We start from the raw sequence: 14,911 nt of genomic DNA on the forward strand, positions 1-14,911 counted from the left end.
TTTGTTTATACAAGTTAAAAAAATTCATAAATTTTCTTATGAATCTATCACTCTACATATTAACATAATTTTGTCTATAAATGTTATTAGGTGGAATAAAACAGATAAAAATTTTATAGAAATTTTTGCGAAAGAAGAGAGAGCTGTCGAAGGGTGCTGAAGGGGGGTGTTCAATATTTTCCACTCGGTTGTTCAATATTGTTACCTGTTCAAATGTCCTAGAATCGGTAAAATAAAGAGAGATAGATATCAAGGGGGGCAAAACGAATGAAAATGAAAAGGCTTTCAATAATGTCTGGCGTGTTAGCAACATCACTTTTATTTGCGACAGCATGTTCAAACTCAGGTACGGATTCAAAAGCAAGTAAATCAACAGGCTCAGGTGATCAAGTTGTTATTGATATGTTCCAGTTCAAAGTGGAAATTGCAGATCAGCTGAAAGAATTGACGGATGAATATACAAAAGAACATCCAAACGTAAAGTTTAACATCCAAACAGTCGGCGGAGGAGCGGACTATGGTGCAGCATTAAAAGCACAGTTTGCCTCTGGAAATGAACCTGATATCTTTAATAATGGAGGGTTCCAAGAAGCGCAAACGTGGAAGGATAAATTAGAAGATTTGTCTGATCAGCCGTGGGTAGATAATCTGTATGATATCGCTAAAGAACCGATGACAATGGACGGGAAAATCTATGGTCAGCCGCTAAACTTAGAAGGTTATGGTTTTATTTATAATAAAGATTTATTTGAAAAAGCAGGCATTAAAGAATTGCCTAAGACGCTGTCGGAATTAGAAGCAGCTTCTAAAAAGCTTAAAGCAAAAGGCATTACGCCATTTTCTAACGGATACGGCGAGTGGTGGGTGCTAGGTAACCACTTATTTAATATTCCAATGGCGCAGCAAGATGATCCAGATGCGTTTATTAAAGGTCTAAACGAAGGAAAAGCAAAATTTGAAGGCAATGAAACGTTTAAGCAATTTATGAATCTGTTCGATTTAACGTTAAAGTATGGAAATAAAAATCCATTAACGACAGATTACAATACACAAGTTACTCAATTTGCTTCTGGTGAAACAGCGATGATGCAACAAGGTAACTGGACGGTAAATATGATCACGAAAATCAATCCGGACATGAAAATGGGCTTTATCCCAATGCCGATCAGCAACGATGCGAAGAAAAATGATAAATTAGCAATCGGAGTTCCAAATAACTGGGTAGTGAACAAAAATGCACCAGATGCAGATAAAAAAGCAGCGAAGGAATTCTTAAATTGGATGGTTTCTTCTAAAGAAGGTCAAAAATTCTTAGTTGAAAAGTTCAAGTTCATTCCAGCGTTCAAAAACATCGATGGAAAAGGAATCGATTCTTTATCTGATGATATCTTAAAATACTCTGAAGAAGGCAAAACATTATCTTGGAACTGGTTTAAGTATCCAGAAGGAACGGTTCAAGAAGTAGGCGCAGCAATGCAGTCTTACGCAGGCAAACAAATGACGGAAGAAGAGTTTATGAAGAAATTAGATGCAATTTGGGCAAAAATGAAAAAATAACCAAAAAGTCCGCGTGGAAAACGCGGACTTTTTGGTGTGAAAAAAATAGCTGGTTAGATTCATAGTTATGAAAAAATAATAGTTAATTGAAAGCGCTTTTAATGTATAATAATAGTCATAATGTATGACATTAGTCAAAGGAGGTTAGTTGTGAAAGGCTGGAGCATACGCAAGAAATTAATTTTGTTTTTCTTATTCGCAACCGTTATTCCCTTTTTAATTTCAACGATTTTTACGTATCAATACACAAAAGAAACGGTTAAGAATCGATTTATTTCTACCAACTATCAAGTTATTAAAAATGGAAGCAATGATTTGAGTGATTACTTAAATGAAATTGCTAATATTACAAAAAGGCTGTACGGCTACCACCCATTTATTAAAGTGTTAGATGAAGGCGTATCAAGTGACTTAGGAGCCAATCAACTGGAAATATCACGCACTCTTCTTTATTTATATAATACTCGTCCAGAGATTGAACAGCTCCATCTTTATATTGAGAACGGGCATGACTCGTATACAGCTTATAATTCGAAAGTGAGCAGCAGAGGGAAGTACGATGATATTTACACTCAGCCTTACTATTCTTATTTAAATAAACATCATAAATTTCTTGCCATTGAGCCTACCCATGAAATTTATAGCTACAATAATTTATCAACGTTAATTGACTCACTGCCGAATCAAGTTATTAGCTTTCATCAGCGGATTGATGAAATTCCATCAGACAAGTTGTTAGCTTATCTATCTTTAGACATTAACATGACACAAATTCAATCTATATCGCAGCGCTTATATAATGAAGAGTCAGAAGATTTTTATTTAATGAACAATAAAGGGAAGGTTTTGTATTCTTCGGATTCAAAGGTTATTGGAAAAAACGAAAACTACCCGTGGCTAAAGGCGCTTACGTCTCAAGAGGATCACAGCATGGAATGGGAAGATAAAAGCTTCTCAGGCGTATTAATGTATGAAAAGCTTAAACAGCCTTTTGAGGACTTATACATTGTGAAGCGAATTCCTTACAGTGTTTTATATGAAGATGCAAGAAAGACAGCACTTATGAATGTATTAATTGGCCTGCCATTTTTGTGTATGCTCGTTATCGCGACGCTTTTTATATCGGTCCGTTTTACCCAGCCGATTAACGTATTAATTCGCAATATGAAAGAAGTGGAAAAAGGATCATTTGAAGTCCGGTTTAAATCGCTTGGAAACGATGAATTTGGTGTTTTAGGAAGGCACTTTACCTCTATGGTGGAAACAATTAATGACTTAATTGAACGTAAATTCCGATTGGAGTTAGAAAATAAATCAACGCAGCTAAAAGTGCTGCAGTCACAAATTAATCCGCATTTTTTATACAACGCATTTCAATCGATTGGAACTCTTGCCCTTAAGCATAAAGCAGTTGAAGTATATTCTTTATTAACCTCACTTTCTCACATTATGCGTTACAGCATGAATATGAAAGAGGATATCGTTAGCTTAAAGCAAGAAGTCGATCACGTAAAAGCTTTCTTGAGTCTGCAGAAGCAGCGGTTTGGTTCAAAGTTTGAGTATGAGTTAAATATCGAAAAAGAGGCAGAGCTTATGCGAATACCGAAAATGGTCTTGCAGCCTCTTGTTGAGAATTCTTTTAAGCATGGATTCGAAACCCGCACAGGAAGCGGAAAGCTGTTGATTTCAGCGAAGTTAAACGGAGAAGAACTGATTCTAACTGTTTCTGATAACGGAAAAGGGATAGGAGAGAAAGAGTTGAATCAATTAAAAACGAGACTTCAGCAATCGTATAATCAAACAGATGAGCATATTGGGTTACAAAATATTTATGAACGACTTCGCATCTACTATGGAGATCATGCTTCAATGCAAATTAGCAGTCAAGAAAATCACGATTTTACCGTTGTCATAAAGCTAACAACAATTGAAGAAAAGAGGGATAGTGATGAAAGTATTAATCGTGGATGATGAAGAGCATGTAAGAGAAGGAATAAAGCTGCTTGGACAGTGGGAAGAGCATGAAATTACAGATGTGATAGAAGCTGATAGCGGTGAGCAAGCGATTGCGCTTATTGAGGATCACGGACCTGAAATCATTTTTACTGATATGAAGATGCCTAATATCGATGGAATTGCTTTGTTGGAGTGGATTAAAGAGAATTCACCTTCTAGCAAAACGATTGTGGTAACAGGGTATGATGACTACCACTATATGCGTAAAGCTATTCATTTTGGAAGTACGGATTATATTCTAAAGCCAGTGGATCCTTCGATTTTAAACGATACGCTTGTACGAGCTGTAACTCAATGGAAAAAAGAAGAAGAGTCCAGAAAAGTCCATAATAGCAGCTATCGTTTAATCAATGAAATGAAGCCGATTTATCGAGATCGAAAACTGACGCAGTTAATGAACAATTATTTGCTAAATCAATCAATCTATGAAGAGTTTGGTTTCCATCTGACTAGAGAATATGAAGTGGGGATTGTACGTGTAGATGAATCCATTATTCGTTCTTTTGGCGGTGACCGGGATTTAGCCTATTTTTCAATTTTAAATGTAATCAATGAAATGCTGATGGCAGAAGAAAATGGGGTAGCCTTCCGTTATTTATCAAATAAGTGGGAAATTATCATTATATTTTGGAATGATTTTGAACGCATAACTTCTTTGCTGACGACTTTACATACAGCAATTCGTCGTACGTTAGACGTGAGCTGTCGGATTGCAAGAGGATGCAAAGTCTCTTCTATTGATCAGCTAATGAAATCCTATGAACATGCGAAAAATTCGCTTTTATTAAGCAATGTTCTTGATCAAAATAAAGTGAAGGTCTACGGCGAGCAAGACGTTTTAGCAAGTGCTTTATTAATAAATATGATGGATTATAACAGTAAAATTGAAGAAGCGCTGCAAGTAGGGAAGTTTGAAGCCTTTTTGCCGGTATTCAACGAAATTATCACAGCTTTTGAAGCACAAAATTATCTATCATTAAAGCAAATTCTGCATTTTGAGCAGGAATATCAGCTGTTAAGCCAGCATTGGTTAAAAAGATATCACATTCCTTATACGATAAGTAATGGTCCTGAATATGTTCTTTCTCTTTTCTATAACCAAGATGGGCAGTTTCAGCTAGCAAAGTATGTAGAGAGAAAAAAGCGTGAAGTAAAGCGCTTTTTAAAAGTAATAAAAAGGTATAGCAAGCAAAACAATCGCGACGTTATTTATGAGATCGAACAATTTTTGCAGCAAAATTTTCATCGAGATGTGAAGCTTCAAGAAATATCGGAACGTTTCTATTTAAGCCGTGAATACATTTCGAGAAAGTTTAAGCAAGAATTTCAAGAAAATATTTCAGATTATATGGTGAAAGTCAGAATGAATAAAGCCAAATCACTTTTACTAAATGAAGAACTAAAAATCTATGAAATTGCGAATATGATTGGATATCATGATGATAAATACTTTCGAAAAGTGTTTAAAAAAGTAGAAGGCATTACGCCAAACGAGTATCGCAGTTTGACCGTATAAAAAAAAGCTGAAACTGTTATAAAACAGTTTCAGCTTTTTTTATTTCATGATATCTAGGCAGTGATCGCATTTGTTTCCGTAGCACTCATGCTGTTCCTCGATGTCGTTTCCGCATTCTACGCACTTTTTATTGGGTAATCTTTTGAAAAATTCAGTCATTTTTTCTAACATTTAAATCCCCTCCGTTGTTTTTTGTTACTAACATTGTATTATAACAGATGTTGAAATGTCAATTATGTTTTATAACAATTTAGCCTATTTTGCTATTCTAAGTGGTTATTTGTTATATAACAATGAGTTATTTCGATAAAATAGGCAAAATGAGTATCTTTCAGTTAGTTTTCAAAAAAAAGTAGGGTATACTGAACGTAATAAAAATAGTACGAAAGGGTGATTGAAATGAAAGTAACTGTTATTGGTTTTTGGGGAGGATATCCTGCTGTTTCAGAAGCTACTTCTAGCTATTTAGTTGAGCACGATGGATTTCAGCTGCTTGTTGATTGTGGAAGCGGTGCATTGGCTCAGCTGCAAAAATATGCAAAACCAGAAGAAATAGATGCGATGATTTTATCTCATTACCATCATGACCACGTGGCTGATGTCGGAGTATTTCAATATGCTCGCCTCATTCAGACTCATCTAGGGAACGCTGTTAAGGAACTTTCTATTTACGGACATACATATGATCAGGAAAGCTTCAACAAACTTACTCATAAAGGAATTACCAAAGGAGTAGAGTACGATCCGAGTCAAAAACTTGACGTTGGGCCTTTTACAATCGAATTTATGAAAACGAAACATCCAGTCGTTTGTTATGCCATGAGAATAAGTGCTGGCAATCAAACCGTCGTGTACACAGCGGACTCGAGCTATTTAGAAGAATTTGTTTCTTTCTCAGAAAATGCAGATCTTCTTATTTGTGAATGTAATTTTTATGCTAGCCAAGATGGAAGCGGTGCTGGACACATGACAAGTACAGAAGCCGGTACACTTGCTTCTAAAGCAAGTGTCAAACAACTCATGCTTACTCACCTTCCACACTACGGAGAACACCAACAGCTAGTAGAGGAAGCTGCTGCTCGTTATGGAGGTACGCTTACGTTAGCTGAATCAGGATACGTATGGGAATAACAAGGAGGAAAATGAATGTTATTTATTGATAATCAAAAAAATTATGATCCCCGAATTAACTTAGCAATTGAAGAATATGCGCTCAAGCATCTAGATATTAATGAGACATATCTGCTGTTTTATATTAATGAACCTTCTATTATTATTGGAAAAAACCAGAACACCATTGAGGAGATTAATACAAAATATGTTGAAGATCAGCATATTCATGTAGTGAGACGTCTATCTGGAGGCGGTGCCGTTTATCATGATAAAGGAAATTTAAACTTCAGCTTTATTACGAAAGACGATGGAAATAGCTTTCATAATTTTAAAAAGTTTACCGAGCCAGTCGTGGAAGCGTTAAAGAAATTAGGAGTCAATGCTGAGTTAAGCGGACGAAATGATTTAATGGCGGAAGGACGTAAAATTTCTGGAAATGCTCAGTTTTCGACGAAAGGAAGAATGTTCAGCCATGGAACTCTTCTTTTTGATTCAGAGATTGAAAACGTGGTATCAGCGTTAAAAGTAAAAAAAGATAAAATTGAATCCAAAGGCATTAAGTCTATTCGAAATAGAGTAGCGAATATCAGTGAATTTTTAGAACAGAAAGTAACGGTGGAAGAATTTAGAGAAATGCTGCTTCGGTATATCTTTGAGGGAGAAGAAAATATAACAGAATATAAACTAACGGAAAAAGATTGGGAAACGATTCATCAAATTTCTAAAGAGCGCTATCAGTCATGGGATTGGAACTATGGAAAATCACCTAAATTTAACTTACAGCACTCTCACCGCTTTCCTGTGGGACAAATTGACGTTCGTTTGGAAGTGAATAAAGGGAAAATCGATGCTTGCACCATCTATGGAGATTTCTTTGGAGTGGGAGATGTCCAGGAAGTACAGGAAAAATTAACAGGTGTTCGTTATGAAAAAGCTTCTATTGAACAAGCCTTAGAGGACATCGATATTCCACATTATTTTGGTAATATTACAAAAGAAGAGTTTGTTGAATTAATCTATTAAGAAAAAAGTCTGCCACATCAGGCTTTTTTTCTTTTTAAACAGATGAGTCTTGTCAATAGAACAGCAGTAACATTATAATAGAATAGAAGAAGTAAGAATTTTTCCATTATTATGACTTAATAATGAATGGTTGTTCATTCATTCGTTATTAAAAGGAGGAAGTTATGAGATGAATTTGTCAGCACAGCTTCATAAAACAGCTGAGCAATTTCCGCAAAAATCGGCATATGTTTTTATGGATCAGGAAACATCTTATGCAGATCTTGATGCATCGGTATCTAAATTTGCTAATGGTCTGAAGCAATTAGGTGTAAAAAAAGGAGATCATATCGCTTTAATTGTCGGCAACTCGCCTCATTTTGTTATTGGATTGTACGGTGCTCTTCGAGTGGGAGCTACTGTTATACCCATTAATCCTATTTACACAGCGGATGAAATTAGCTACATGCTTCAGGATGGAGATGTAAAAGCAGTTATTGCGGTTGATTTACTTCTCCCTGTTTTAAAAAAAATCATTGGACACACTCCATTTTTGGAACACGTTATCTTATGTGAAACGACAGATACAGTGGAAAGTATACCTTCTTATTTTCACACGTTTTCGCAAGTTGTAAACAGAGGGGAAGCTACATATGATTTTCTCGAGTTAAAAGAAGAAGATGTGGCCATCATTCTGTATACGTCAGGAACGACTGGAAAACCAAAAGGAGCTATGCTTACGCATAAGAATATTTATTCAAACGCTCAAGACGTAGCAGATTATTTAAGTATAAATGGGAATGACCGAGTCGTAGCTGCTTTGCCGATGTTTCACGTATTTTGTTTAACTGTTTCATTGAATGCGCCTTTAATGAATGGAGGAACGATATTAATTGAACCAAAATTCAGTCCATCTTCTATATTTGAATTAATTCAAAATCGACAAGCGACTATTTTTGCTGGCGTTCCGACAATGTATAATTTTTTACTTCAGCATGACAAAGGGAAAAAAGAGCACTTTCACACGGTAAGGCTTTGTATATCAGGCGGGGCATCAATGCCGGTGGCACTTCTAACCCATTTTGAACGTAAGTTTGGGGTCATGGTAGCAGAAGGTTATGGATTATCTGAGGCTTCTCCTGTGACGTGTTTCAATCCGATTGATCGAGAGAGAAAAGCAGGTTCTATAGGCACATCTATTATGAATGTTGAAAATAAAGTGGTAAACGAACTAGGAAAAGAAGTAGAAGTAGGACAAGTTGGCGAACTTATCGTCAAAGGCCCTAATGTGATGAAAGGGTATTATAAGCTTCCTGAAGATACGGAATATGCTCTCCGAGATGGTTGGCTGTATACAGGTGACTTAGCAAGAATGGATAAGGAAGGTTATTTTTATATCGTTGACCGTAAAAAAGATTTAATTATTGTAGGAGGATATAATGTTTATCCTCGCGAAGTAGAAGAAGTGCTATATGCGCATCGGGATATTGTAGAAGTGGCTGTTATCGGAGTTCCTGATCCTTCTTTAGGTGAATGTGTGAAGTGTTACGTGGTTTGCAATAATCAAGAGATAACGGAAGAGAAGCTTATTGCCTACTGCAAAGAGCACCTTGCTAAATATAAAGTGCCAAGTGAAATTGAATTTTTAAAAGAACTTCCTAAAAATACAACGGGAAAAATTTTAAGGCGTGCACTGAAGCAGCAGGTATCTCAGGAGCGATAAAATGAAAGCGATTCCAATTTGGAGGTGGTAAAAGAATGTCATCTATTTCTAATGAAATAAAGGGACACGTCGCCCATGTGATACTGAACCGTCCGGAAGCGATGAATGCTTTTAATTACGATATGCTTAAAGAATTGGAAGAAGCAATTGAAGGAATTCGTATTCAAAAAGATATTCGAGTTGTGACGTTTAAAGGGGCAGGTGAAAAATCTTTTAGTGTAGGTGCGGATTTAAAAGAACGTAAAACCCTCTCTGATCAAGAGGTAAAGCGCAATATTTACAAAATAGGAGAAGTGTTTTCTAAGATAGAGCAGCTTCCTCAGCCAACGATAGCAATCATCAACGGATATGCATTTGGAGGAGGAATGGAGCTGGCTTTAGCATGTGATTTCCGGATTGCTTCAACAGAAGCGCTTATGGGTTTAACGGAAACAAGCTTAGCGATTATACCAGGCGCAGGAGGAACACAGCGTCTCCCTCGCCTAGTTGGTGAAGCAAAAGCAATGGAACTAATTTTAACAGCTCAGCGCCTCACGGCATCAGAAGCAAAAGAATGTGGTCTAGTAACGAAGGTAGCTCCTGGATATCAAATAGAAGAAACAATAGATATTTTTATCTCGCTTTTATTAAAAAATGGGCCAATTGCACTTCAGCAAGCAAAATTTGCTATCAAAGAAGGAATGAAGGCCGATTTGCAGACTGGCTTGCAAATTGAACGAAAAGCATATGAGTTAACGATTCCGACAGAAGATCGTCTAGAGGCGCTTCAAGCATTTGCTGAGAAGAGAAGACCTAGTTTTAAAGGGAAATAAGAAGGGGCTGTCTAATGGACAGCTCTTTTTTAATTTCTTCGTATAATGAAGAAATTAAAAAAAGTAAAGGGTTCAAGAATAGAGAAGGCAAAGTTTAAACCTAGCTTTTGCCTATAATATGATGATATGATCTAGATAAAACAGCTATCTGAATCAAAAAGTAATGATTTCGAATTTTTTTGTTAAAAACTGTTGACTTTAATAAAGATATATTTTATTATTATAAAGCGTCGTTGAGACATAACAGTAACAACGAAGCTGAAAAAAGAATTTCAAAAAGTTGTTGACATTACGTCGGTAACTTGATAAGATAATAAAGTCGCTTAAGAGCGGCGGTTGAACTTTGAAAACTGAACGAAGCGACAAACGTCAACGTTAATTTTTATTTTTTAAATGAGCAAGTCAAACATTTCTTCGGAGAGTTTGATCCTGGCTCAGGATGAACGCTGGCGGCGTGCCTAATACATGCAAGTCGAGCGAACTGATTAGAAGCTTGCTTCTAAGACGTTAGCGGCGGACGGGTGAGTAACACGTGGGCAACCTGCCTGTAAGACTGGGATAACTTCGGGAAACCGAAGCTAATACCGGATAGGATCTTCTCCTTCATGGGAGATGATTGAAAGATGGTTTCGGCTATCACTTACAGATGGGCCCGCGGTGCATTAGCTAGTTGGTGAGGTAACGGCTCACCAAGGCAACGATGCATAGCCGACCTGAGAGGGTGATCGGCCACACTGGGACTGAGACACGGCCCAGACTCCTACGGGAGGCAGCAGTAGGGAATCTTCCGCAATGGACGAAAGTCTGACGGAGCAACGCCGCGTGAGTGATGAAGGCTTTCGGGTCGTAAAACTCTGTTGTTAGGGAAGAACAAGTACGAGAGTAACTGCTCGTACCTTGACGGTACCTAACCAGAAAGCCACGGCTAACTACGTGCCAGCAGCCGCGGTAATACGTAGGTGGCAAGCGTTATCCGGAATTATTGGGCGTAAAGCGCGCGCAGGCGGTTTCTTAAGTCTGATGTGAAAGCCCACGGCTCAACCGTGGAGGGTCATTGGAAACTGGGGAACTTGAGTGCAGAAGAGAAAAGCGGAATTCCACGTGTAGCGGTGAAATGCGTAGAGATGTGGAGGAACACCAGTGGCGAAGGCGGCTTTTTGGTCTGTAACTGACGCTGAGGCGCGAAAGCGTGGGGAGCAAACAGGATTAGATACCCTGGTAGTCCACGCCGTAAACGATGAGTGCTAAGTGTTAGAGGGTTTCCGCCCTTTAGTGCTGCAGCTAACGCATTAAGCACTCCGCCTGGGGAGTACGGTCGCAAGACTGAAACTCAAAGGAATTGACGGGGGCCCGCACAAGCGGTGGAGCATGTGGTTTAATTCGAAGCAACGCGAAGAACCTTACCAGGTCTTGACATCCTCTGACAACTCTAGAGATAGAGCGTTCCCCTTCGGGGGACAGAGTGACAGGTGGTGCATGGTTGTCGTCAGCTCGTGTCGTGAGATGTTGGGTTAAGTCCCGCAACGAGCGCAACCCTTGATCTTAGTTGCCAGCATTTAGTTGGGCACTCTAAGGTGACTGCCGGTGACAAACCGGAGGAAGGTGGGGATGACGTCAAATCATCATGCCCCTTATGACCTGGGCTACACACGTGCTACAATGGATGGTACAAAGGGCTGCAAGACCGCGAGGTCAAGCCAATCCCATAAAACCATTCTCAGTTCGGATTGTAGGCTGCAACTCGCCTACATGAAGCTGGAATCGCTAGTAATCGCGGATCAGCATGCCGCGGTGAATACGTTCCCGGGCCTTGTACACACCGCCCGTCACACCACGAGAGTTTGTAACACCCGAAGTCGGTGGAGTAACCGTAAGGAGCTAGCCGCCTAAGGTGGGACAGATGATTGGGGTGAAGTCGTAACAAGGTAGCCGTATCGGAAGGTGCGGCTGGATCACCTCCTTTCTAAGGATTTTTACATGACGTACGTTTTGACACTTTGTTCAGTTTTGAGAGTTCAATCTCTCATTAATAATTGCGCCTGCGATTACTCGGCGCAAACCTGCACGTAGATATCACAGTGATGTTCATCATGATGTGATTGAAGTCAGTTGTTTTGTTCTTTGAAAACTAGATAACAGTAATTGCTGAGGAAAAGTGAAACTTTTCTTTAATCAAACCAATAAATAACACAACTTTATGTTGTACCATTTATTCGCTAATGGTTAAGTTAGAAAGGGCGCACGGTGAATGCCTTGGCACTAGGAGCCGATGAAGGACGGGACTAACACCGATATGCTTCGGGGAGCTGTAAGTGAGCTTTGATCCGGAGATTTCCGAATGGGGAAACCCACTGTTCGTAATGGAACAGTATCTTTATCTGAATACATAGGATATTGAAGGCAGACCCGGGGAACTGAAACATCTAAGTACCCGGAGGAAGAGAAAGCAAATGCGATTTCCTGAGTAGCGGCGAGCGAAACGGAATTAGCCCAAACCAAGAGGCTTGCCTCTTGGGGTTGTAGGACACTCTATACGGAGTTACAAAGGAACGAAGTAAATGAAGCGACCTGGAAAGGTCCGTCGAAGAAGGTAACAACCCTGTAGTTGAAACTTCGTTCCCTCTTGAGTGGATCCTGAGTACGGCGGAACACGTGAAATTCCGTCGGAAGCTGGGAGGACCATCTCCCAAGGCTAAATACTACCTAGTGACCGATAGTGAACCAGTACCGTGAGGGAAAGGTGAAAAGCACCCCGGAAGGGGAGTGAAAGAGATCCTGAAACCGTGTGCCTACAAGTAGTCAGAGCCCGTTAACGGGTGATGGCGTGCCTTTTGTAGAATGAACCGGCGAGTTACGATCCCATGCAAGGTTAAGCTGATAAGGCGGAGCCGTAGCGAAAGCGAGTCTGAATAGGGCGTTTAGTATGTGGTTGTAGACCCGAAACCAGGTGATCTACCCATGTCCAGGGTGAAGTTCAGGTAACACTGAATGGAGGCCCGAACCCACGCACGTTGAAAAGTGCGGGGATGAGGTGTGGGTAGCGGAGAAATTCCAATCGAACCTGGAGATAGCTGGTTCTCTCCGAAATAGCTTTAGGGCTAGCCTCATGTTGTAAGAGTCTTGGAGGTAGAGCACTGATTGGACTAGGGGCCCCCAACGGGTTACCGAATTCAGTCAAACTCCGAATGCCAAAGACTTATCCATGGGAGTCAGACTGCGAGTGATAAGATCCGTAGTCAAAAGGGAAACAGCCCAGACCACCAGCTAAGGTCCCCAAGTATACGTTAAGTGGAAAAGGATGTGGAGTTGCTTAGACAACCAGGATGTTGGCTTAGAAGCAGCCACCATTTAAAGAGTGCGTAATAGCTCACTGGTCGAGTGACTCTGCGCCGAAAATGTACCGGGGCTAAACGTATCACCGAAGCTGTGGATTGACATCTTTGATGTCAGTGGTAGGAGAGCGTTCTAAGTGCAGCGAAGTCAGACCGTAAGGACTGGTGGAGCGCTTAGAAGTGAGAATGCCGGTATGAGTAGCGAAAGACAAGTGAGAATCTTGTCCACCGAATGCCTAAGGTTTCCTGAGGAAGGCTCGTCCGCTCAGGGTTAGTCGGGACCTAAGCCGAGGCTGAAAAGCGTAGGCGATGGCCAACAGGTTGATATTCCTGTACCACCTCCCCGCCGTTTGAGTAATGGGGGGACGCAGTAGGATAGGGTAAGCGCGCTGCTGGATATGCGCGTTCAAGCAGTTAGGCTGATGAGTAGGCAAATCCGCTCATCATAAAGGCTGAGCTGTGATGACGAGGGAATTATAGTACCGAAGTTCCTGATTCCACACTGCCAAGAAAAGCCTCTAGCGAGGCGGGAGGTGCCCGTACCGCAAACCGACACAGGTAGGCGAGGAGAGAATCCTAAGGTGATCGAGAGAACTCTCGTTAAGGAACTCGGCAAAATGACCCCGTAACTTCGGGAGAAGGGGTGCTCTGGTAGGGTGTATAGCCCGAGAGAGCCGCAGTGAATAGGCCCAGGCGACTGTTTAGCAAAAACACAGGTCTCTGCGAAGCCGCAAGGCGAAGTATAGGGGCTGACGCCTGCCCGGTGCTGGAAGGTTAAGAGGAGGGGTTATCCTTTGGGAGAAGCTCTGAATCGAAGCCCCAGTAAACGGCGGCCGTAACTATAACGGTCCTAAGGTAGCGAAATTCCTTGTCGGGTAAGTTCCGACCCGCACGAAAGGCGTAACGATCTGGGCACTGTCTCAACGAGAGACTCGGTGAAATTATAGTACCTGTGAAGATGCAGGTTACCCGCGACAGGACGGAAAGACCCCGTGGAGCTTTACTGTAGCCTGATATTGAATTTTGGTACAGCTTGTACAGGATAGGTAGGAGCCTGAGAAGCCGGAGCGCTAGCTTCGGTGGAGGCGTCGGTGGGATACTACCCTGGCTGTATTGAAATTCTAACCCGCGGCCCTGATCGGGCCGGGAGACAGTGTCAGGTGGGCAGTTTGACTGGGGCGGTCGCCTCCTAAAATGTAACGGAGGCGCCCAAAGGTTCCCTCAGAATGGTTGGAAATCATTCGTAGAGTGTAAAGGCACAAGGGAGCTTGACTGCGAGACCTACAAGTCGAGCAGGGACGAAAGTCGGGCTTAGTGATCCGGTGGTTCCGCATGGAAGGGCCATCGCTCAACGGATAAAAGCTACCCCGGGGATAACAGGCTTATCTCCCCCAAGAGTCCACATCGACGGGGAGGTTTGGCACCTCGATGTCGGCTCATCGCATCCTGGGGCTGTAGTCGGTCCCAAGGGTTGGGCTGTTCGCCCATTAAAGCGGTACGCGAGCTGGGTTCAGAACGTCGTGAGACAGTTCGGTCCCTATCCGTCGTGGGCGTAGGAAATTTGAGAGGAGCTGTCCTTAGTACGAGAGGACCGGGATGGACACACCGCTGGTGTACCAGTTGTCTTGCCAAAGGCATCGCTGGGTAGCTATGTGTGGACGGGATAAGTGCTGAAAGCATCTAAGCATGAAGCCCCCCTCAAGATGAGATTTCCCATAGCGCAAGCTAGTAAGATCCCTGAAAGATGATCAGGTTGATAGGTCAGAGGTGGAAGCGTGGCGACATGTGTAGCTGACTGATACTAATCGATCGAGGACTTAACCAAACTTTTAAAAGCGTA

8 protein-coding genes and 2 rRNA genes are annotated in these 14,911 nt (G+C 41.1%); 9 read left to right on the top strand and 1 reads right to left on the bottom strand.

All coding sequences use genetic code 11. From position 1 onward, the window contains the following. Positions 1-267: 267 nt before the first annotated feature. The 3 genes from NST66_RS01575 to NST66_RS01585 all read left to right on the top strand — a co-directional run bounded on the left by NST66_RS01575 (position 268) and on the right by NST66_RS01585 (position 5,089). Positions 268-1,557, top strand: coding sequence for an ABC transporter substrate-binding protein (locus NST66_RS01575; protein ID WP_033580638.1), 1,290 nt, complete (start codon positions 268-270; stop codon positions 1,555-1,557). Positions 1,558-1,707: 150 nt separating this feature from the next. After that, the gene (locus NST66_RS01580; protein WP_028412540.1) at positions 1,708-3,528 is read left to right on the top strand and encodes a cache domain-containing sensor histidine kinase; all 1,821 of its coding nucleotides are present in this window, start codon (positions 1,708-1,710) and stop codon (positions 3,526-3,528) included. Further along, a complete protein-coding gene (locus NST66_RS01585) occupies positions 3,506-5,089 on the top strand; it encodes a response regulator (RefSeq protein ID WP_033580637.1) in 1,584 nt (527 codons plus the stop codon). The genes NST66_RS01580 and NST66_RS01585 overlap by 23 nt, the downstream gene beginning before the upstream one ends. A 39-nt stretch (positions 5,090-5,128) precedes the next feature. Here NST66_RS01585 and yhfH read toward each other — a convergent pair whose 3' ends face one another. Beyond that, positions 5,129-5,260, bottom strand: a complete 132-nt coding sequence (yhfH, locus tag NST66_RS01590) for a protein YhfH (protein ID WP_013055337.1) — start codon at positions 5,258-5,260, stop codon at positions 5,129-5,131. A gap of 228 nt (positions 5,261-5,488) precedes the next feature. Between yhfH and NST66_RS01595 the strand changes: the two genes are divergently transcribed. From NST66_RS01595 to NST66_RS01620, 6 genes are all read left to right on the top strand, one after another. Beyond that, positions 5,489-6,220 carry an MBL fold metallo-hydrolase gene (locus NST66_RS01595; RefSeq protein ID WP_028412538.1) on the top strand — a complete coding sequence of 244 codons (732 nt, stop codon included), beginning with the start codon at positions 5,489-5,491 and terminating at the stop codon, positions 6,218-6,220. 15 nt (positions 6,221-6,235) lie between these two features. Next, positions 6,236-7,225: a lipoate--protein ligase gene (locus tag NST66_RS01600; protein WP_049162875.1), complete on the top strand. Its 990-nt coding sequence runs from the start codon at positions 6,236-6,238 to the stop codon at positions 7,223-7,225. A 169-nt stretch (positions 7,226-7,394) separates the two neighbouring features. Continuing rightward, on the top strand, positions 7,395-8,927 hold the full coding sequence (locus NST66_RS01605; RefSeq protein WP_028412536.1) for a fatty acid--CoA ligase family protein: 1,533 nt from the start codon (positions 7,395-7,397) through the stop codon (positions 8,925-8,927). Positions 8,928-8,962: 35 nt separating this feature from the next. Beyond that, positions 8,963-9,739 (top strand): enoyl-CoA hydratase-related protein, encoded by a 777-nt coding sequence (locus tag NST66_RS01610; RefSeq protein WP_033580635.1) that lies wholly within the window; start codon positions 8,963-8,965, stop codon positions 9,737-9,739. Positions 9,740-10,150: 411 nt separating this feature from the next. Next, positions 10,151-11,702: ribosomal RNA gene (locus NST66_RS01615) — 16S ribosomal RNA — on the top strand. A gap of 258 nt (positions 11,703-11,960) precedes the next feature. Further along, positions 11,961-14,896, top strand: a 23S ribosomal RNA gene (locus tag NST66_RS01620). The 16S and 23S rRNA genes sit together here, the layout of an rRNA operon. The last annotated feature ends 15 nt before the right edge of the window (positions 14,897-14,911 follow it).

This window comes from Priestia sp. FSL W8-0524, assembly GCF_038005965.1.
In the GTDB taxonomy this organism is placed as follows: Bacteria; Bacillota; Bacilli; order Bacillales; family Bacillaceae_H; genus Priestia; species Priestia zanthoxyli.

Coding starts and splice junctions, on each gene's coding strand:
- NST66_RS01575 (WP_033580638.1), top strand. CDS start 268: ATGAAAATGAAAAGGCTTTCAATAATGTCTGGCGTGTTAGCAACATCA.
- NST66_RS01585 (WP_033580637.1), top strand. CDS start 3,506: ATGAAAGTATTAATCGTGGATGATGAAGAGCATGTAAGAGAAGGAATA.
- NST66_RS01595 (WP_028412538.1), top strand. CDS start 5,489: ATGAAAGTAACTGTTATTGGTTTTTGGGGAGGATATCCTGCTGTTTCA.
- NST66_RS01605 (WP_028412536.1), top strand. CDS start 7,395: ATGAATTTGTCAGCACAGCTTCATAAAACAGCTGAGCAATTTCCGCAA.
- yhfH (WP_013055337.1), bottom strand. CDS start 5,260: ATGTTAGAAAAAATGACTGAATTTTTCAAAAGATTACCCAATAAAAAG.
- NST66_RS01600 (WP_049162875.1), top strand. CDS start 6,236: ATGTTATTTATTGATAATCAAAAAAATTATGATCCCCGAATTAACTTA.
- NST66_RS01610 (WP_033580635.1), top strand. CDS start 8,963: ATGTCATCTATTTCTAATGAAATAAAGGGACACGTCGCCCATGTGATA.